The following is a 19,098-nucleotide window of genomic DNA, read 5'->3' on the forward strand; positions in this document are numbered from 1 at the left end:
CCCGTGCCGCTACTTCGTCAGCTGCGACAGTTCCTTGTCGGCGTTCGCGGACACCCGGCGGCGCACGCCGAACCAGCCGGCGACGAGCATGACGGCGATCACCGGGATCAGCAGGATGGTCTTCCGGCCGACGTCGGGGTCGTTCCACATCATGCCGAGGCAGATCAGCAGGAAGGCGATGGTGACGATCTCGATGACCGGGCTGAACTTCAGCTGGAAGTGCGGCCGGTCCACCAGGCCTGCGCGGGCGCGGCGGACGAAGACCATGTGGCAGATCATGATGATGACCCAGGTGCTGATGATCCCGAGGGAGGCGACGTTCAGCACGATCTCGAAGGCCTGGCTGGGCACCAGGTAATTCAGGCCGACGCCGAGCACGCAGACGGCGCAGGTCAGCAGGATGCCGCCGTAGGGCACCTGGCTGCGGCTCATCTTGGCGGTGAACTTCGGGGCGGAGCCCGCCATGGCCATCGAGCGCAGAATGCGGCCGGTGGAGTACAGCCCGGAGTTCAGCGAGGACATCGCGGCGGTCAGCACCACCAGGTTCATCACGTCACCGGCCGCCGGGACGCCGATCTTGGACAGGACCGTGACGAACGGGCTCTGGTCGGCGGAGTACACGGAGCCCGGCAGCAGCAGGGCGAGCAGCACGACCGAGCCGACGTAGAACAGGCCCACGCGCCACATGATCGAGTTCACCGCGCGCGGGACGACCTTCTCCGGCTCGGCGGTCTCGCCGGCGGCCACGCCGACCAGCTCCAGGGCTGCGTAGGCGAAGATCACACCCTGCATGACCAGGACGACCGGCATCAGGCCGTGCGGGAAGATGCCACCGTGGTCGGTGATCACGCTCAGGCCCGGGGTGTGGCCGCCGACCTTGTGCTGGGTGGCGAGCAGGAAAATGCTGATCAGCATGAAGCCGACGATGGTGGCGACCTTGATGATCGCGAACCAGAACTCCATCTCGCCGAAGATCTTCACCGAGATCAGGTTCACGGCCAGGACCACCGCGAGGGCGATCAGGGCGAGCACCCACTGCGGGATCGAGGTGAAGAAGCTCCAGTAGTGCGTGTAGAGCGCGATCGCGGTGATGTCGGCGATACCGGTGGTCGACCAGTTCAGGAAGTACATCCAGCCGGCGACATAGGCGCCCTTCTCGCCGAGGAATTCGCGCGCGTACGACACGAAGGAGCCGGAGGACGGCCGGTACAGGACCAGCTCGCCCAGGGCCCGGACGACGAAGAAGGCGAAGACGCCGCAGACCAGGTAGGCCAGGGCGAGCGCCGGCCCTGCGTTGTGCAGGCGGCCGCCGGCGCCCAGGAGGAGGCCGGTGCCGATGGCGCCGCCGATGGCGATCATGTTGATGTGGCGGGCCTTGAGGTCCTTGCTGTAACCGGCGTCGCCCGCGTCCGCGGGCGCCTGGGCCGCCTGAGGGGCGACGGCCTGTGCCGATTGCACGGCTTCCTTGCTCACGGGTGGTTCCATTCCTGGTGCGCCCGGGCCTTGTGGGCCCGGGGGTCGTGCAGGGATCGGCCCGCACCACCCTGTCGAGTTGCGGCACAGACCAAGGCAGCAGCTTCCCAGAAAGATCCGCAGGTACGCGGTGGCCCATGTCACAGAGCGTTGCTTCTCACACGATCCACTCGGGCGTCACGCGATGTTCACCATGGGTTTCACACTTGTGGTGAGACAGCGATACTGCTCCACATGACGACCCACGCGAGGAGCGACGCCGAGGAGCAGGCCCTCACCATCGACGAGCTGGCCGCCCGGGCGGGCGTCACGGTCCGTACCGTCCGCTTCTACGGCAGCAAGGGGCTGCTCCCGCCGCCGGAGATCGGTCCGCGCCGGGTGGGCCGTTACGGCCCCGGGCATGTGGCGCGGCTGGCCCTCATCGAGGAGTTGCAGCAGCAGGGCATGACGCTGGCGGCGATCGAGCGGTACCTGCGGCAGCTGCCGCCCGATCTCACGCCGCACGACCTGGCCATTCACCGTGCTGTGGTGGCGTCCTGGGCGCCGGACGCGGTCGACACGGTGTCGCGGCGGGAACTGGAGCGGCGGGCCGGGCGGCCGCTGTCCGCCGAGGACGTCGAGCGGCTGACGGCGATGAACGTGATCACGGAGGCGGACGGTGACACCTTCCGTGTCGACTCGGGGCTCCTCCGGCTCGGGGTGCAGCTCCTCGACGTACCGCTGTCGCAGGAGGTGATCCTCGCGGCGCGCAAGGTGCTCATCGAGCACTCGCGCGCCGCGGCTCACGAACTCTCCCAGCTCTTCCGCGGCGAGGTGGCGGAGCGGGACGCCCAGGACGTGAGGTCCCTGTCGGCGCACATGCACCCCTTGGTGGTGCAGGCGTTGCTGACGACGTTCCAGCGGTCGCTGCGGGAGGAGCTGAGCGGGTGGGTCAGCGGATCGGACCCGGACCTCTCGGATCCGGATCCGGACGTCAGTCGCTGAAACACTCCCCCTTCTGCGCCTTCTCCACGAGCAGCGCGGGCGGAGTGAACCGCTCGCCGTAGGCCTCGGCGAGTTCCCGCGCGCGGGCCACGAACCCCGGCAGGCCGACGCCTCCCCCGGCGCCGCCGTCGTAGCCGTTGATGTACTGGAGCACACCGCCGGTCCAGCCCGGGAAGCCGATGCCGAGGATCGAGCCGATGTTGGCGTCGGCGACCGAGGTCAGGACGCCCTCCTCCAGGAGCCGCACGGTGTCGAGCGCCTCGGAGAAGAGCATCCGCTCCTGCATGTCCCGGAACGGGATCTCGTACCCGGGCTCGGTGAAGTGCTCGCGCAGGCCCGGCCAGAGTCCGGCCCGCTTGCCGTCCTCGGTGTAGTCGTAGAACCCGGCGCCGCCGCTGCGGCCGGGGCGGCCGAACTCGTCGACCATGCGGTCGATGACCGCCTCCGCCGGGTGCGCCGTCCAGGTGCCGCCGGCCTCCTCCACGGCCCTCTTGGTCTCGCCCCGGATCTTGCGCGGGAGGGTGAGGGTCAGCTCGTCCATGAGGGAGAGGACCTTGGCGGGGTAGCCGGCCTGGGCGGCGGCCTGCTCCACGGAGGCGGGCTCGATGCCCTCGCCGACCATGGCGACGCCCTCGTTGATGAAGTGGCCGATCACCCGGGAGGTGAAGAAGCCGCGCGAGTCGTTCACGACGATCGGCGTCTTGTTGATCTGCCGGACCAGGTCGAAGGCCCGGGCCAGGGCCTCGTCGCCGGTGCGCTCGCCCCTGATGATCTCGACCAGCGGCATCTTGTCGACCGGTGAGAAGAAGTGCAGCCCGATGAAGTCGGTCTGGCGCTCCACGCCCTCGGCGAGCGTGGTGATGGGCAGGGTGGAGGTGTTGGAGCACAGCAGCGCGTCCGGGGCGACGACGGACTCGATCTCCTGGAACACCTTGTGCTTGAGCGTGGTGTCCTCGAAGACGGCCTCGATCACCGCGTCGCAGCCCGCGAGGTCGGAGACCTCGGCGGTGGGCGTGATCCGGGCGAGCAGTGCGTCCGCCTTCTCCTGGCTGGTACGGCCCTTGGCGACGGCCTTGGCGCACAGCTTCTCGGAGTAGCCCTTGCCCTTGGCGGCCGCTTCCTCGGAGACGTCCTTCAGGACGACGTCGATACCGGCGCGGGCGCATGAGTAGGCGATGCCGGCGCCCATCATGCCGGCGCCGAGGACGGCGACCTTGCGGACCTGGTGGGGATCGATGCCCTTCGGGCGGTTGGCGCCGGAGTTGACGGCCTGGAGGTCGAAGAAGAACGCCTGGATCATGTTCTTCGAGGTCTGCCCGGCGGCCAGCTCCACGAAGTAGCGGGCCTCGATGACCTGGGCGGTCTCGAAGTCGACCTGAGAGCCCTCGACGGCCGCGGCGAGGATGTTGCGCGGGGCCGGGTAGGGCGCGCCGTTCGTCTGCTTGCGCAGGTTGGCCGGGAAAGCCGGCAGGTTGGCGGCGAACTTCGGGTTGGCGGGCGTACCGCCCGGGATCCTGTAGCCGGGCTTGTCCCAGGGCTGCTGCGACTCGGGGTTCGCGTCGATGAACGCGCGGGCCTTGGCGAGCAGTTCCTCGGGCGTGGCGGCGACCTCGTGGACGAGGCCGTTCTCCTGGGCGCGCCGCGCGTTGTACTGCTGGCCCTGGAGGAGCACCTTCAGCAGGGCGTCGGCGATGCCGAGCAGCCGTACGGTGCGGACGACTCCGCCGCCTCCGGGGAGCAGGCCGAGGGTGACCTCGGGGCAGCCGATCTTGGTGCCGGAGATGTCGAGGGCGACCCGGTGGTGGCAGGCGAGGGCCAGTTCGAAGCCGCCGCCCAGGGCGGCGCCGTTGATCGCGGCGACGACCGGCTTGCCGAGGGTCTCGATGCGGCGCAGGTTCCGCTTGATGGCGAGGCCGCCGTCGAAGAGGTCCTGGGCGGTCTCCGGGGTGACCCGGATCAGGTCGCGCAGGTCGCCGCCCGCGAAGAAGGTCTTCTTGGCGGAGGTGAAGACGATGCCGCGGATAGAGTCCCGCTCGGCCTCCAGCCGGTCGGTGATCGCGGCGAGGGAGTCGCGGAACGCCTGGTTCATGGTGTTCGCGGACTGGTTCGGGTCGTCCAGGACGAGGGTGACGACACCGGTGTCGTCCTGCTCCCAGCGGATGGTGGTGCTCTCGGTCATGACAGTCGTCTCCGTTGAGGTCTGGTGATTCCGCTGGGAGTTCAGATGCGCTCGACGACGGTGGCGATGCCCATGCCGCCGCCGACGCAGAGGGTGGCCAGGCCGTAACGCTTGTCCTGGCGCTCGAGTTCGTCGATGAGCGAGCCGAGGATCATCGCGCCGGTCGCGCCGAGCGGGTGGCCGAGGGCGATGGCGCCGCCGTTGACGTTGACCTTGTCGAGGCTGAGGCCCATGTCCTTGACGAAGCGCAGGACGACCGCGGCGAACGCCTCGTTGATCTCGACCAGGTCGATGTCGTCGATGGTGAGGCCGGCCTTCGCCAGGGCCTTGCGGGTGGCGGGGGCGGGCCCGGTGAGCATGATGGTCGGCTCGGAGCCGGAGACGGCCGCCGAGACGATCCGCGCGCGGGGGGTGATGCCGTAGCGCTCGCCGACCTCCTTGGATCCGATCGCGACGAGCGAGGCGCCGTCCACGATGCCGGAGGAGTTGCCCGCGTGGTGGACGTGGTCGATCTTCTCCACCCAGTGGTACTTCTGCAGGGCGACGGCGTCGAAGCCGCCCAGCTCGCCGATGTCGGCGAACGACGGCTTGAGCTTCGCGAGGGAGTCGGCGGTGGTGCCGGGGCGCAGGTGCTCGTCGTGGTCGAGGACGACCAGGCCGCTGCGGTCCTTCACGGGGACGACCGAGCGGTCGAAGCGGCCCTCCTTCCAGGCCGTGGCCGCGCGCTCCTGGGACAGGGCCGCGAACTCGTCGACGTCCCGCCGGGAGAAGCCCTCGATCGTGGCGATCAGGTCGGCGCCGATGCCCTGCGGCACGAAGTTCACGGCGAGGTTGGTCATCGGGTCGTTGAACCAGGCGCCGCCGTCGGAGGCCATCGGGACCCGGGACATGGACTCCACGCCGCCCGCGAGGACCAGGTCCTCCCAGCCGGAACGGACCTTGGCCGCGGCCAGGTTCACGGCCTCCAGGCCCGAGGCACAGAAGCGGTTCTCCTGCACGCCCGCGACCGTGTCCGGCAGTCCGGCGGCGATCGCGGCGATCCGGGCGATGTCGGAGCCCTGGTCGCCGACCGGTCCGACGACACCGAGCACGATGTCGTCGACGGCGGCCGGGTCGAGGCCGGGGAAGCGGTCGCGGATCTCGTGGATGAGACCGACGACCAGGTCGATGGGCTTCGTGCCGTGCAGGGCGCCGTTCGCCTTGCCGCGGCCGCGCGGGGTGCGGATCGCGTCGTACACGTACGCTTCGGTGCTCACTGGTGTGCCTTTCGGGAGGGTGGGCCGAGCGGGGTGGGCGGGGTCAGTCGGCGTCGGTGACCGCGTCGTTCACGGATGCGGGTATCCCCCAGTCCCGCGCCACCGTCTCCGTGTCCGCGCCGGGCAGGGCCGGGCCGGTGCGGACGGCGGTGGGGGTCGCGGAGAACCGGGGGGCGGGGGCCGGCTGGGTGATGCCCGCGTGTTCGGTGAAGGTGCCGCGGGCGGCGAGATGCGGGTGCTGCGGGGCCTCGCGCAGGGACAGCACGGGGGCCACACAGGCGTCGGTTCCCTCGAAGACGGCCGTCCACTCGTCTCGGGTACGGGACTTGAAGCGGGTGGCGACGCGCTCGCGCAGCTCGCCCCAGCGGGTCCAGTCCTTGTGGGCCGGTGCCAGGTCGTCCAGGCCGAGCAGGCGCAGGAACTCGGCGTAGAACTGCCCCTCCAGGGCGCCGACCGCCATGTATTTGCCGTCGGCCGTCTCGTATGTGCCGTAGTAGGGGCAGCCGCCGTCGAGGAGGTTGGCAGCGCGCCGGTCCTGCCAGCCGCCGGCCGCCAGCATGCCGTGGATCATTGCCGACAGATGGGCCGTGCCGTCGACGATGGCGGCGTCGACGACCTGTCCGATGCCGGTCGCGCGGGCGTGGTGCAGGGCGGCGAGGACGCCCACCACCAGGTAGAGCGAGCCGCCCGCGTAGTCGCCGAGCAGGTTCGCGGGGACGGGCGGGGGCTCGTCCGGGCGGCCGATCATGCCGAGGGTGCCGGTGAGCGCGATGTAGGCCACGTCGTGGCCCGCGCGGTCGGCGAGCGGGCCGTCCTGGCCCCAGCCGGTCATACGGCCGTAGACCAGGCGGGGGTTGCGGGCACGGCAGTCCTCGGGGCCGACGCCGAGCCGCTCGGCGACGCCCGGGCGGTAGCCCTCGATGAGGATGTCGGCGCGCTCGGCGAGGTCCAGCACGCGCGCGGGGCCGTCCGGTGCCTTCAGGTCGACCACGATCGAGCGTTTGTTGCGGTTGGTGACGTCGTGCGCGGGGTCGATGGCGAGGCCGGGGCCGCCCGGGCGGTCCACCCGGACGACGTCGGCGCCCAGGTCCGCGAGGAGCATGGCGGCGAACGGGCCGGGACCGATACCGGCCAGCTCGACCACGCGCACACCGGAGAGCGGACCGCCGCCCGGCGCCGCCGGCGTCCCTGCCGTCGTCATGCGTCCAGCCCCCTGTCCTGTGTGACACAACTGATGTAACACCGGTGATGCTAAGAACACGTTCCACCGGACACAAGACCCAACGAGCAAGCGCTTAGCCAAGTGCCCGGCTCTGTGCGGATCACCCGGGAGGGTGAGAGGCGGGTGTGCCGCGACGGGCGTGGGGTGTACGTACTCTCTCCCGCTTCCTCAGGGCGTTCTCGGCTGCGGCCACCGCTGCCTTTGGGCTGGTCGTCTTCACGCGTACTCCTCACGCTAGCCTCAGCCACCGACAGCGGCGCGAGCTGCGGGACCAAGGGGTGTCATGAGCAGGCTGAACAGGACGAATCGTCCCTACGACCTCGTGCTCTTCGGAGCCACCGGCTTCGTCGGCACCCTCACGGCGGAGTATCTCGCCGCACACGCGCCGAAGGAACTGCGCTGGGCGGTGGCGGGCCGGGACGAACGGAAGCTGGAGCGGCTGCGCGAGCGTCTGCCCGGCGGCGCGGAGGTCGGCGTCCTGCGGGCCGACGTGTCCGAACCCGCGAGCCTGCGCGCCCTCGCCGAGCACGCGCGCGTGGTGGCCACGACCGTCGGACCGTACGTGCTGTACGGCGAGGAACTGGTCGCCGCCTGCGCGGATTCCGGCACCGACTATCTGGACCTGACCGGCGAGCCGGAGTTCGTGGACCTGATGTACGTCCGGCACGACGCCCGCGCGCGGGAGACGGGTGCCCGGCTGGTGCACGCCTGTGGCTTCGACTCCGTACCCCACGACCTGGGCGTGTACTTCACGGTCCGGCAGCTGCCGGAGGGGGTGCCGCTGACCGTGGACGGCTATGTGAGCGTCGACGCCGCCTTCTCCGGCGGCACCCTGGCCTCGGCGCTGAACCAGTTCGCGCGCGGCCGGCACCTGCTGGCAGCGGCACGCGAACGGGGCCGGCACGAGCCACGGCTGATGGGACGCCGGGTCGCGGCGCCCACGGGCGCGCCCCGGTTCGCCCAGGAGGTCGGCGCATGGGCGCTGCCGCTGCCGACCGTCGACCCGCAGATCGTGGGCCGCTCGGCCAAGGCCCTCGACCGGTACGGCCCCGACTTCCGCTACCGGCACTACGCGGCGGTGCGGCACCTGCCGGTCGCCCTCGGCGGGGTCGCCGCCGTCGGCGCGGTGCTCGCGGCCGCCCAACTGCCGCCCGCGCGGCGCTGGTTGTCGGAACGGCTGCGGCCGGGGGACGGGCCGAGCGCGGAGAAGCGGGCGAGGAGCCGGTTCGCGGTGCGGTTCGTCGGCGAGGGCGGCGGGCGGCGCGTGTTCACGGAGGTCGCGGGCGGCGACCCCGGCTACGACGAGACAGCGAAGATGTTCGCCGAAGCGGCCCTGTGCCTGGCCTTCGACGACCTCCCGCCGACGGCCGGGCAGGCCACCACGGCACAGGCCATGGGCGACGCCCTGACCGAACGGCTGCGCGCCGCGGGGATCACCTTCCGGGTGGCGGCCACCGACCTGGGTGCCTCCTCATCCGTTTGAGACTTGCACACCCGACTCCGCCACTGGTCCTGCGTCCATCGCCTCGAAAGTCTCACAAGGTTCTTCAATGAAACGATGGAAGCCCAGACCGAAGAGGCGAAGCCGAAGGAGACGGGTGAGGCATGAAGTTCGTGCTCGAAGTGACCGTGGACGAGGGCGCGTCGGCGCAGGACCGCGCCGGTGAGCTGGGACGGATCCTGCGCTACTGGGGAGGCAACCTTCGCCACTACGCCCTCGAACCGGGCGACGGCTCGGCGGTCTACGACTCGGAGTATCGGGAGGTCGGCGCCTGGCGCGTCGTCGCCTCCTGAGCGCCGCCCGCGGCACTGTGTGCCGCCCCGGCAGCGTTTTGCGCCGCTTCCTTGAGGGCCCGGCGGCACAGGGCGTCCGCGCGGCGCGTGGTCTCCGGCAGCCGGTAGCGCGGGGTCAGGGCCAGGGTGTGGGCCAGGGCGTTGTCCAGGCTCACCCGGTGGCCGACGGAGACGAAGACCGGTTTGACACCGTCCCGGGTGCGCAGCGCGCGGCCGACCTCCTCGGTGCCCGCGAGCAGCGGAGCGGAGGCGCCCCGCTCCGCCCCGGGGTCGTCGTACGTGAAGGTGAACGGGTTCTTGGCGACGCCGATGACCGGCAGGCCGGTGAGCACGCCGAGGTGGCTCGCGAGGCCGAAGCGGCGCGGATGGGCCAGACCGTAGCCGTCGCAGACGACCAGGCCGGGCGGACAGGGCAGGCGGTCCAGGGCGGCCCGGACGGTGGGGATCTCGCGGAAGGCGAGGAGGCCGGGCACATAGGGGAAGGAGACCCGGCCGACGGCCGTCGCCTCGGCGACCACGTCCAGAGTGGCGGCGTCCAGCACCACGGCCGCCGCTGCGACCAGGTCGAGATCGTCGTCGTAGGCGACGTCGACACCCGTGACACGGCCCGTCCCCGGCTCGGGTCCGGGCTCGTCGAGCACCACCCGGCCCCGCAGCTCGTCCTGTACCGCGCGGGCCTCTTCCTCGGTCGCGGGCCAGCCCGCGGGTACGCCTACGGTCGTCATCGTGACGTCGACTGTACGGGCCGGTGCCCGGCTGTCGGAGCCCGGGGGTAGGCTCGCGATCATGTTCGTACTGGAGTTGACCTACACCGCGCCCCTCGACGCCGTCGACGCGCTCCTGCCCGACCACGTGGCTTGGCTGGAGGAGCAGTACGAGAAGGGCTTCGTCCTGGCCTCCGGGCGCAAGAACCCCCGGGACGGCGGGGTGATCATCGCCGTCGCCGAGGACCGCGCCCGGATCGAGGAGATCGTCGCCGGCGACCCGTTCACCGTCGGCGGCGTGTGCACGTACCGCATCACGGAGTTCGTCGCCACGAAGACGGCTCCGGAGCTGGAGCGCCACCGGCAGACGCCGGCCTGAGCAGCGAGCGTCAGCCCTTCCTGGCGTTCAGCGCACGCCGCAGCTGGCCCTTGTTCATGTGCGAACGGCCCTCGATGCCGCGCTGCTTCGCCTCGTTGTACAGCTGGTCGTAGGTCGGGCCCTGGGACCCGTGGCCCGACCGCTTGCCGCCGCGCTCGCCGGACGACATGTCCTCGGTCGAGGTGCGGCTCGCGGTCCTGGACTCGCCGGAACGGGCACGTTCCTTGTTCACGGTCCGTGCGGCGATCTCCTCGGCGCGCCTGGTGCTCTCGCCCCGGTCCTGCGCGCTCTTCTTGATGCGCTCGTACTGACGCTCGCGCTTGGAGCTGGAACCGGCGGGCATGGTCGCTCCCTTCCTCGCGCTTCCCGTGTGAGACGAGTACCCGGGTTCCGGACGCTCACCTCAGCGTTCCAGCCGCGCCACCCGCCCCTTCTCGCCGGCCGCCCAGCAGCTGAGGTCGGGTGTGCAGGCCACGGTGTCGTACGAGCCGGTGTCGATCGTCCGCCAGGTGCGGCCGGCGTCCGTGGTCAGGTCTGTGCCGGTGGGGCCGACGGCGAGCGCGGCGGTGCGGCTGTGCGGCAGCCAGGCCGCCCCGGAGCGATAGGCGGGCGGGGGCGTGGTGGCCGGCGTCCAGGTGCGGCCGCCGTCCACCGTGACGGCGGCGGAGTCCGGCGAGGGCTGACCGGGCCGGTAGTCGCCCCCTACGGCGAGGCCGTGGCCGCGGTCGCGGAAGGCGAGCGCGAAGACGCCCTTGGCGGGATCGCCGGCCGGGACCGGCGTGTCGGTCGCCGTCCAGGTCAGTCCCCGGTCGGCGGAGTGCAGCACGCGCGCGTGGGCGCCGCCGCCGGTGGCCAGCCAGACGTCCTTCGGGCCCGAGGTGACCAGGCACTGGCCGCTCGCGGCGAAACCCGCCTCGCCGTCCAGGGCGGGCGGCATGCCGCCCGCGGGCAGCACCCGCCAGGAGCGGCCGCCGTCGCTCGTGGACAGGATGCGGAACCGTCCGTCCACGGGGTCGCTCATCGCGAGACCGTGCCGGCGGTCGAAGAAGGCCAGGCAGTCGTAGAACGCCTTCGGGTCGGTGTTGCGGAAGGACTCCGTCCAGGTCGCCCCGCCGTCGTCGGTGCGGTACACGCGGGACGCCTCGCCCTCGCCGATGGCCAGCACCACGGCGCGCCGCGCGTCGAAGGCCTCTACGTCCCGGAACTCCTGGTCCGCCGCACCCGGCGGAGAGACGTTCCGCCAGCTCGCTCCGCCGTCCGTGGTGCGCAGCACCGTGCCGCCGGTGCCGGCCAGCCAGGCGGTGCGCCGGTCGACGGCCGCCAGGCCCCGGAAGCGGACCTTCGGGGTGCCCGGGTCCTTCGGCGCCCAGTGCGGACTGCCCTGCCCGAGGGGTCCCGCCTCGGCCACCGGGACGGTCAGCGCGGCCAGCGCCGCCCCGCACGCCACCCCCGCCGCCACCAGCTTGCCCATGCGTCTGCCGTGTCGCGTGCTCCCCAAGCGCCTCATGGCGGGCGAAGCTAGCCCACCGGCCCGGCCCCGTCCAGAGGCCGACGGCCCGTCCTCTCGGGCCACATGACCGGTCCGTCGCCGCGCATGAACGCGGTGACCGAGGTCACTCGTTCTCCGTGTGCACGCATCGGCCCGATCCGTCGTCTTTTCCAGTGCCGGGTGCCGCACACCCGGGCGTAGTCCAGCTGTCACGAGGGAGCAAGGCGTTGTCCACCGTCATCGAGCAGCCCGTAGAGGCCCGTCTCGTCGCCGCCGCACCGCGCATGCCTAGCATTCCCGCGACGCTGCGCTACGACCGACGCGATCCGTTCGCCGTCGTCATGACCTTCCCGGCCCCGGCCACCCTCGAAGGGGTCGAGGTGTGCTGGACCTTCTCGCGCGAGCTGCTGTCGGCCGGGCTGCAGGGGTCCGAGGGCCACGGCGACGTCCGTGTACGGCCGTACGGCTACGACCGGACCGTGCTGGAGTTCCACGCTCCCGAGGGCACCGCGATCGTGCATGTGCGCTCGGGTGAGATCCGGCGCTTCCTGGCGGCGGCCGACGAACTCGTGCCCGTCGGCCTGGAACACCTTCAGCTCGACCTGGACCACGACCTGGCCGAGCTGATGCGAGACGCCTGCTGAGCGCTACGCGCGCGTGCCGCCCGAATGCGTGGCCACGCGCGCGTGAAGCCCGAAGGCCCGGCCACTCCCCGCGGGAGGATTTAATCCCGTTGACAGCCCCCGGGCCCCCTCGTACGGTCTACATCGGTCCTGTTGCCGCCGATTGGAGAAGGACGTTGCTCGTCTGAGGTCCTGAGACACCGCGTCGCACCGTTTGATGTGTGCGCGGCGTACGACCTCGGCGTCCGAGCCGTCCTCCGGCACAGGCCCTTTTCATGGCCTCTTCGTGCCCCACGACCTTCGGTTCCCGCCTCGCGGTGTCTCGACATGCGCTCACCCGACCGCACGACACCCCTCGCGAGGCCCTTATGTCATCTTCCCTCACCTGCACGTCCCTGTCCTTCGCCTGGCCCGACGGCACCGCCGTCTTCGACGGCCTGGACATCGCCTTCGGGCCCGGCCGGACCGGGCTCATCGGTGTCAACGGCTCGGGGAAGTCAACCCTGTTGAAGCTGCTCGCCGGGGAACTCGCCCCGGCCGACGGCACCGTCAAGGTATCCGGCGAGGTCGGTTACCTCCCGCAGAACGTCACCCTCGACACCGCGCTGCGCGTCGACCAGGCCCTCGGCATCGCCGAACGGCGGGCCGCACTGCACGCCATCGAGGCCGGCGACGTCGCCGAGGCGCACTTCGAGACGGTCGGCGACGACTGGGACGTCGAGGAACGCGCCCTCGTCACCCTCGGCGAGCTGGGCCTCGGCCACATCGGCCTGGACCGCACCGTCGGCGAGGTCTCCGGCGGCGAGTCGGTGCTGCTGCGGCTGGCCGCGCTGCTGCTACGGCGCCCCGACGTGCTGCTGCTGGACGAGCCCACCAACAACCTCGACCTGTACGCGCGCCGCCGGCTCTACCAGGCCGTCGCCGCGTGGCCGGGTGTCCTGGTCGTGGTCAGCCACGACCGGGAACTGCTCGACCTGGTCGACCAGATCGCGGAGCTGCGCTCCGGGGAGGTCACCTGGTACGGCGGCGGCTTCTCGGCCTACGAGGAGGCCCTGGCCGTCGAGCAGGAGGCGGCCGAGCGGATGGTGCGCGTCGCCGAGGCCGATGTGCGCAAGCAGAAGCGCGAACTGGCCGACGCCCAGGTCAAACTGGCCCGCCGCAAGCGGTACGGCCAGAAGATGTGGGACTCCAAGCGCGAACCGAAGATCGTCATGGGCGCCCGCAAACGCGCCGCCCAGGAGTCCGCGGGCAAGCACCGCATCATGCACGAGGAGCGGCTCGCCGAGGCCCGGGAGCGCCTGGACGAGGCGGCGGAGGCGGTACGGGACGACGACGAGATCCGCGTCGACCTGCCGTACACGGCTGTACCACCCGGCCGGCAGGTCCTCACCCTGGAGAACCTCTCGATGGCCTATGGAGCGCGCATCAAGGGCATCCTGGATCTGCGCGGCCCGGAGCGGATCGCGCTGGTCGGCCGCAACGGCGCCGGCAAGACGACGCTGCTGCGGACCGTCGCCGGGGAGCTGGCACCGGTGGCCGGCGAGGCACGGGCGCACGTCCCGCTGCGCTTCCTACCCCAGCGGCTGGACGTGCTGGACGACGCGCGGACGGTCGCGGAGAACGTGGCCCGGTTCGCGCCGGGCGCCACCAACAACCGGATCCGGGCGCGCCTGGCTCGCTTCCTGTTCCGGGGCGCGCGGGCCGACCAGAAGGCGGCCACCCTGTCGGGCGGCGAGCGGTTCCGGGCGGCTCTCGCCGCGCTGATGCTCGCCGAACCGGCGCCGCAGCTGCTGCTGCTCGACGAGCCGACCAACAACCTCGACATGGCGAGCGTGCGACAGCTGACCTCGGCCCTGGAGTCGTACGAGGGCGCACTGCTCGTGGCCAGCCACGACCTGCCGTTCCTGGAGTCGATCGGCATCACCCGCTGGCTGTTGATGGAGGAGGGAGAACTGAAGGAGATCGCACCGGAAGAGATCGGGTGACCCAGGCCGGGTGAGCGGGGGCCGGTACGCCCAGGTGCAAGGCGGAGGAGGGAGGCGACGACAACGCCGCTGGGGTGCCCCCACGCACTTGAGGCATCGGGAGAGGGTTGCCGGCCCCGCGTCTTCGACAGGATCCGCCGGACAGGCCCGGGGGGACGTCTCAGGTGGGGCACAGCCTGACAACGAGGGTTTTGTACTGGCCGGAGCGGACTGCATGATGACCCATCGGCGCCGCTTTCACCGGCGCCGGCCGTCGCACCACCGATTCGAAAGGCCCCTCGTGCCCAGCAAGAAGGCCCTCGTCCGCCGTCCCAGCCCCCGCCTCGCAGAAGGCCTGGTGACGCACATCGAGCGGGAGAAGGCCGACGTGGGGCGCGCGGTCGAGCAGTGGGAGGCGTACGTCGAGGCGCTGCGCACACACGACTGGGAGACCATCGAGGTCGACCCGGAGGACGACTGCCCGGACTCGGTGTTCGTCGAGGACACCGTCGTCATGTACAAGAACGTGGCGTTGATCACCCGGCCCGGCGCTCAGTCGCGGCGCGAGGAGACCGTGGGCGTGGAGGAGGCGGTGGCCCGCCTCGGCTGCTCGGTGAACTGGATATGGGAGCCGGGCACGCTGGACGGCGGTGACGTCCTGAAGGTCGGCGACACCGTGTACGTCGGCCGCGGCGGGCGTACCAACGCGGCCGGTGTGCAGCAGGTTCGGGCCGCGTTCGAACCGCTGGGCGCGCGCGTGGTCGCCGTCCCGGTGAGCAAGGTGCTGCACCTGAAGTCGGCGGTGACCGCGTTGCCCGACGGCACGGTGATCGGGCACATACCGAAGGTGGACCGGCCGTCGCTGTTCCCGCGTTTCCTGTCGGTGCCGGAGGAGTCCGGCGCGCACGTGGTGCTGCTCGGCGGCCACAAGCTGCTGATGGCGGCGAGCGCCCCGAAGACCGCGGAACTGCTCACCGACCTCGGCCACGAGGTCGTGACGGTGGACATCAGCGAGTTCGAGAAGCTGGAGGGCTGTGTGACGTGCCTCTCGGTGCGGATGCGGGAGCTGTACGCCTGAACGGGTGGTCCCGTCACTCCGACGGCCCCGGGACCGGCGTGTCCCGGGGTCATTTCATAGGCCCTCACAAGGCGTTCCAGGCGGCCCGAACACCCGTGCCAGGGGTGCTGATCAGCTGTCTTTACAGCGAACTTAACCTACGGGTTCGTAACCTACGGATTCGTAGCCTACGATCACGTAGGTTTCCCGGCACCGCTCGCCGGACCGTCCCCTCCCTTCCCCCGTTGTTCGGCGTCCCCTGGAGTTCCTGTGACGATCACCTCCCCTCACCTCGGCAGCCCGTCCGCCTGGACCGACGCGCGGCTGCTGTTCGCGCTGGAGGAAGTGGTCGAGAAGGAACTGAACCGGCATCTGCAGGTCACCAAGGACTGGATGCCGCACGAGTACGTGCCGTGGAGCGACGCCCGTAACTTCCCGGGCCTGTTCGAGGACGGGGAGGCCTGGGAGAAGGGCCAGTCCCCGGTGACCGAGATCGGTCGCATCGCCCTCGTGGTCAACCTGCTCACCGAGGACAACCTGCCGAGCTACCACCACGAGATCGCCACGCTCTTCGGCCGCGACGGCGCCTGGGGCACGTGGGTGCACCGCTGGACGGCCGAGGAGGGCCGGCACGGCATCGTGATGCGTGACTATCTGCTCGCCTCACGCGCGGTGGACCCGGACAAGCTGGAACAATTCCGTATGGCTCACATGAGCGAGGGCTTCGAGTCCGACAACAGCCACTCGATGCTGCACTCCGTCGCCTACGTCGCCTTCCAGGAGCTGGCCACCCGGATCTCGCACCGCAACACCGGCCACCAGTCCGGTGACCCGGTGTGCGACCGCATGCTGGCGCGCATCGCCACCGACGAGAACCTGCACATGGTCTTCTACCGCAACCTGCTGAAGGCCGCGTTCGAGCTGGCGCCCGACCTGACGATGCAGGCCGTTCGGGACGTCGTGGTCAACTTCCGCATGCCCGGCCACGGCATGCCCGGCTTCGAGCGGGCCGCCGCGCAGATGGCCATCGGCGAGGTCTACAACCTGCGCATCCACCACGACGACGTGCTGCAGCCCGTGCTGCGCTTCCTGAAGATCATGGAGATCGACGGCCTCGGCCCCGAGGGACGCCAGGCACAGGAGGAACTCGGTCTGTTCATGGGGGGCCTGAACGCGGAGGCCACCAAGTTCGACGAGAAGCTGGCCGCCCGCAGGGCCCGCATGGCGGCCCGCAACGAGGGCTGACGCACGCGGGGCGACAACCGCCGGCCTCGCGGACGGGTGGCCCGTCCGGACTCTGGGCGGGCGGCCGGTGCGGGGCTCAGTTGGAGGTACGGCGTAGGGCGAGGCGCTCCTTCTCGGACAGGCCGCCCCAGACGCCGAAGCGCTCGTCGTTGGCCAGCGCGTAGTCCAGGCAGGCCGGGCGCAGCTCGCACATGGCGCAGATGCGCTTCGCCTCGCGTACCGAGCTGCCGGGCTCGGGGAAGAAGAAGTCCGGGCCGGTCTGCGCACACAGGGCCTGCGCCCGCCAGGTGTCGTCGGCCGGGGTGATCGTCTCGAAGTGCATGACGAGGATCGTGCCGCGCGGCGAAAAACGTTCGATCAACGCCGGGTCAACGCCGCCGACAGGGCCTCCGGCCGCCCCGATGATGCTCCCTCGGGCCAGCCGCGCGCACGGCGGCGCGCGGGTATGGCGGGAAAACCCGCGGGACGCGCCGGGTCACCCAGGGTGAGGGCGAGGGCCGGTTCGGCGGGTCGCGGCGTTCCGGCGGCGATTGTCAGTGGTCGGTGCCAGACTCGGCAGTGCACAGGACGGGACCCCTTTCGAGGAGGGCCAAGATGCTCACCACCCGTTTCGCCAACGGCGCCCCGAACTGGATCGACGTGACCACGTCCGACATCGACGGCACCCGATCCTTCTACGGCGGTCTCTTCGGCTGGCAGTTCCAGTCGGCGGGGCCGGACTCCGGTGGCTACGGCTTCTTCCAGCTGGACGGCAGGACCGTGGCGGGCGGCGCGCCGACCACCCCCGATCAGGCCCCGCCGGCCTGGACGGTGTACTTCCAGAGCGAGGACGCGCAGGCGACCGCGAAGGCCGCCGAACAGGCGCACGGCAGAGTGCTGTTCCAGCCGATGGACGTGATGGGCCAGGGCCACATGGCGGTCCTCGCCGACCAGGCGGGCGTGCCGTTCGGGATCTGGCAGCCCGGGCAGACCAAGGGCGTCGACGTGGCGAGCGAACCGGGCACGCTGTGCTGGGTCGAGCTGTACACCCCGGACATCGCGGCGGCCGCCGCCTTTTACCACCAGGTGCTCGGCCTGGAGACCTCCGCTGTGCCCTTCCCGGGCGGGACGTACACCTGCGTCAATCCGGCCGATGGCGGGGACGACGCGATGTTCGGCGGGATCGTGCCACTGGCCGACGACCCGTCCGAGGCCGGGGGCGGCGGCCCGTACTGGCTGCCGTACTTCGAGGTCGAGGACACCGACGCGGTGGTCGACAAGGTGCAGCAGCTCGGCGGCAAGGTGCGCATGCCGGCGACGACCGTGGAGGGCGTCGGCCGCATGGCCAAGTTCACCGACCCGTACGGCGCCCGCTTCGCGGTGATCAGAAGCGAGTCGCAGCAGGGCTGAGCCGCGCGCCCGACCGGACCGGTGCTGCCGGGCGCAGTGGCTGGGGCCTGTCCGGCGGATCAGGTCGCAGAAAATCGGTGGCATCGTATGGGCGCAGGCGAGGGGGCGTGCCGGTCCCCGCGTCTGCGACAGGTTGCGCCGGACGGTCCCTAGGCCGAGGCCCGCCGTATGAGTGTGGTCGGGAGGATCACGCCGCCGGCGGGTGGTGAGTCCGGCGTGGGTCCGGTCCGGTCGCGGCCGTCGGCCAGGCCGTGCAGCAGCAGGCGGGCCATCAGGCGGCCCATCTCCTCGATGTCCTGACGGACCGTCGTCAGCGGCGGGTCGGCCTCCATGGCGACAGGCAGCATGTCGTCGAAGCCGATCACGGCCACATCCTCGGGCACCCGCCGGCCGCTCGCACGCAGCACGCGCAGGGCACCGAGCGCGGTGAGGTCGTTGGCGGCGAACACGGCGTCCACGTCCGGGCACCGGTCGAGGAGTTCACGCATGGCGCGTTCGCCGCCGCCGGGAGTGAAGTCGCTCTCCACGACGAGCCGGGGATCGCTCGCGCCCGGCATCTCGTTCATGACGTCGCGGTAGCCGTCGAGCCGGTCCACCGCCGACGTCTGGTCCAGCGCGCCGGTGAGGTGCGCGATGCGGGTGCGGCCGAGGTCCACGAGATGCCGTACGGCCGCGCGCGCCCCGCCCCGGTTGTCGCAGTCGACGTACACCACGCCCGGCTCCTCCCCCGGGGAACGCGTGGGGCCGGCCGTACGGCCGTCGTCGCCCCAGCCGGGCCGGCCGCCGAACACGGTGGGCACACCGGCGTCGTGGATGAGGCCGGGCAACGGGTCGTCGAGGTGCAGGGAGAAGACGAGTGCGCCGTCGACGTGGCCACCGGCGAGATAGCGGGCCACGCGCGCGTGATCGTCACGGCCCTCCGTGAGGAGCAGCACCAGCTGGTTGTCGTGGGCGGTCAGCTCCTTGCTGATCCCGCGCAGTTGGAGGGCGAAGAATGGATCGGCGAAGACCCGGGTTTCCGGCTCGGCGATGACGACCGCGACGGCGTCGTGCCGTCTGGTGACGAGGCTGCGCGCCGCCTGGTTGGGGACGTAACCCAGCTCGGCCACGGCCTGCCGCACCCGCTCGGCCAAGGGCGCGCGCACCCCGTCGCCGCCGTTGACCACCCGGGACACGGTGGCCCGGGACACACCGGCCCGCTCGGCCACGGCCTCCAGCGTGGGACGCGACACTGCCTCGGTCACTTCGGGACTCCTCATCGGGGGCTGCCGGTCAGGATAACCGCGCGCGACGAGGCCGCCGGTACCGCGGCGCACGCCTGCCCGGGGCAGGATGAATCA

At 71.3% G+C, this 19,098-nt stretch carries 18 protein-coding genes; 9 read left to right on the forward strand and 9 right to left on the reverse strand.

Annotated elements, in window-relative coordinates; genetic code table 11:
- Nucleotides 1-9: 9 nt before the first annotated feature.
- Nucleotides 10-1,473 carry an amino acid permease gene (locus AV521_RS14610; protein WP_076088313.1) on the reverse strand — a complete coding sequence of 488 codons (1,464 nt, stop codon included), beginning with the start codon at nt 1,471-1,473 and terminating at the stop codon, nt 10-12.
- Nucleotides 1,474-1,707: 234 nt separating this feature from the next.
- Here AV521_RS14610 and AV521_RS14620 point away from each other — a divergent pair, with 234 nt between their 5' ends.
- Nucleotides 1,708-2,457 carry a MerR family transcriptional regulator gene (locus tag AV521_RS14620; protein WP_076088315.1) on the forward strand — a complete coding sequence of 250 codons (750 nt, stop codon included), beginning with the start codon at nt 1,708-1,710 and terminating at the stop codon, nt 2,455-2,457.
- On the opposite strand, the gene AV521_RS14625 is transcribed toward AV521_RS14620, so the two are convergent.
- From AV521_RS14625 to AV521_RS14635, 3 genes are read right to left on the reverse strand one after another with little or no spacing between them, the layout of a single operon-like run.
- Nucleotides 2,447-4,636 carry a 3-hydroxyacyl-CoA dehydrogenase NAD-binding domain-containing protein gene (locus AV521_RS14625; protein ID WP_076088317.1) on the reverse strand — a complete coding sequence of 730 codons (2,190 nt, stop codon included), beginning with the start codon at nt 4,634-4,636 and terminating at the stop codon, nt 2,447-2,449. The genes AV521_RS14620 and AV521_RS14625 overlap by 11 nt on opposite strands.
- Nucleotides 4,637-4,677: 41 nt before the next feature.
- Nucleotides 4,678-5,892, reverse strand: coding sequence for an acetyl-CoA C-acetyltransferase (locus AV521_RS14630; protein ID WP_076088320.1), 1,215 nt, complete (start codon nt 5,890-5,892; stop codon nt 4,678-4,680).
- A 43-nt stretch (nt 5,893-5,935) separates the two neighbouring features.
- On the reverse strand, nt 5,936-7,093 hold the full coding sequence (locus AV521_RS14635; protein ID WP_076088322.1) for a CaiB/BaiF CoA-transferase family protein: 1,158 nt from the start codon (nt 7,091-7,093) through the stop codon (nt 5,936-5,938).
- A gap of 304 nt (nt 7,094-7,397) precedes the next feature.
- Here AV521_RS14635 and AV521_RS14640 point away from each other — a divergent pair, with 304 nt between their 5' ends.
- Both AV521_RS14640 and AV521_RS14645 read left to right on the forward strand, forming a co-directional pair.
- On the forward strand, nt 7,398-8,597 hold the full coding sequence (locus AV521_RS14640) for a trans-acting enoyl reductase family protein (RefSeq protein ID WP_076088324.1): 1,200 nt from the start codon (nt 7,398-7,400) through the stop codon (nt 8,595-8,597).
- Nucleotides 8,598-8,719: 122 nt separating this feature from the next.
- Entirely contained in the window at nt 8,720-8,908 is a 189-nt protein-coding gene (locus tag AV521_RS14645; protein WP_076088326.1) for a hypothetical protein, read from the forward strand.
- Here the strand turns inward: AV521_RS14645 and AV521_RS14650 are convergent.
- Nucleotides 8,857-9,633: an endonuclease V gene (locus tag AV521_RS14650; protein WP_076088644.1), complete on the reverse strand. Its 777-nt coding sequence runs from the start codon at nt 9,631-9,633 to the stop codon at nt 8,857-8,859. The two genes, AV521_RS14645 and AV521_RS14650, sit on opposite strands and share 52 nt — an antisense overlap.
- 61 nt (nt 9,634-9,694) lie before the next feature.
- Between AV521_RS14650 and AV521_RS14655 the strand changes: the two genes are divergently transcribed.
- The gene (locus tag AV521_RS14655; RefSeq protein WP_076088328.1) at nt 9,695-9,991 is read left to right on the forward strand and encodes a YciI family protein; all 297 of its coding nucleotides are present in this window, start codon (nt 9,695-9,697) and stop codon (nt 9,989-9,991) included.
- Between the two features lie 10 nt (nt 9,992-10,001).
- Here AV521_RS14655 and AV521_RS14660 read toward each other — a convergent pair whose 3' ends face one another.
- Both AV521_RS14660 and AV521_RS14665 read right to left on the reverse strand, forming a co-directional pair.
- On the reverse strand, nt 10,002-10,334 hold the full coding sequence (locus AV521_RS14660; protein ID WP_076088330.1) for a plasmid stabilization protein: 333 nt from the start codon (nt 10,332-10,334) through the stop codon (nt 10,002-10,004).
- 60 nt (nt 10,335-10,394) lie between these two features.
- Nucleotides 10,395-11,462: an oxidoreductase gene (locus AV521_RS14665; protein ID WP_179023093.1), complete on the reverse strand. Its 1,068-nt coding sequence runs from the start codon at nt 11,460-11,462 to the stop codon at nt 10,395-10,397.
- A 245-nt stretch (nt 11,463-11,707) separates the two neighbouring features.
- On the opposite strand from AV521_RS14665, the gene AV521_RS14670 reads away from it, so the two are divergent.
- The 4 genes from AV521_RS14670 to AV521_RS14685 all read left to right on the forward strand — a co-directional run bounded on the left by AV521_RS14670 (nt 11,708) and on the right by AV521_RS14685 (nt 16,369).
- Nucleotides 11,708-12,124: an SsgA family sporulation/cell division regulator gene (locus AV521_RS14670; RefSeq protein WP_076088332.1), complete on the forward strand. Its 417-nt coding sequence runs from the start codon at nt 11,708-11,710 to the stop codon at nt 12,122-12,124.
- 347 nt (nt 12,125-12,471) lie between these two features.
- Nucleotides 12,472-14,088, forward strand: coding sequence for an ABC-F family ATP-binding cassette domain-containing protein (locus AV521_RS14675; protein WP_076088334.1), 1,617 nt, complete (start codon nt 12,472-12,474; stop codon nt 14,086-14,088).
- 280 nt (nt 14,089-14,368) lie between these two features.
- Nucleotides 14,369-15,145, forward strand: coding sequence for a dimethylargininase (gene ddaH / locus AV521_RS14680; RefSeq protein ID WP_076088336.1), 777 nt, complete (start codon nt 14,369-14,371; stop codon nt 15,143-15,145).
- A gap of 249 nt (nt 15,146-15,394) precedes the next feature.
- Complete coding sequence (locus tag AV521_RS14685; protein ID WP_076088338.1) at nt 15,395-16,369, forward strand: acyl-ACP desaturase; 975 nt, start codon at nt 15,395-15,397, stop codon at nt 16,367-16,369.
- A gap of 76 nt (nt 16,370-16,445) precedes the next feature.
- Here the strand turns inward: AV521_RS14685 and AV521_RS14690 are convergent, their stop codons facing one another.
- On the reverse strand, nt 16,446-16,691 hold the full coding sequence (locus tag AV521_RS14690) for a WhiB family transcriptional regulator (protein WP_076088648.1): 246 nt from the start codon (nt 16,689-16,691) through the stop codon (nt 16,446-16,448).
- 272 nt (nt 16,692-16,963) lie between these two features.
- Here AV521_RS14690 and AV521_RS14695 point away from each other — a divergent pair, with 272 nt between their 5' ends.
- Nucleotides 16,964-17,758: a VOC family protein gene (locus tag AV521_RS14695; RefSeq protein WP_076088340.1), complete on the forward strand. Its 795-nt coding sequence runs from the start codon at nt 16,964-16,966 to the stop codon at nt 17,756-17,758.
- Nucleotides 17,759-17,907: 149 nt separating this feature from the next.
- On the opposite strand, the gene AV521_RS14700 is transcribed toward AV521_RS14695, so the two are convergent.
- Nucleotides 17,908-19,002, reverse strand: a complete 1,095-nt coding sequence (locus AV521_RS14700; protein WP_076088342.1) for a LacI family DNA-binding transcriptional regulator — start codon at nt 19,000-19,002, stop codon at nt 17,908-17,910.
- Between the last annotated feature and the right edge of the window lie 96 nt (nt 19,003-19,098).

The sequence above is a fragment of the Streptomyces sp. IMTB 2501 genome, from assembly GCF_001953885.1.
Lineage (GTDB): Bacteria > Actinomycetota > Actinomycetes > Streptomycetales > Streptomycetaceae > Streptomyces.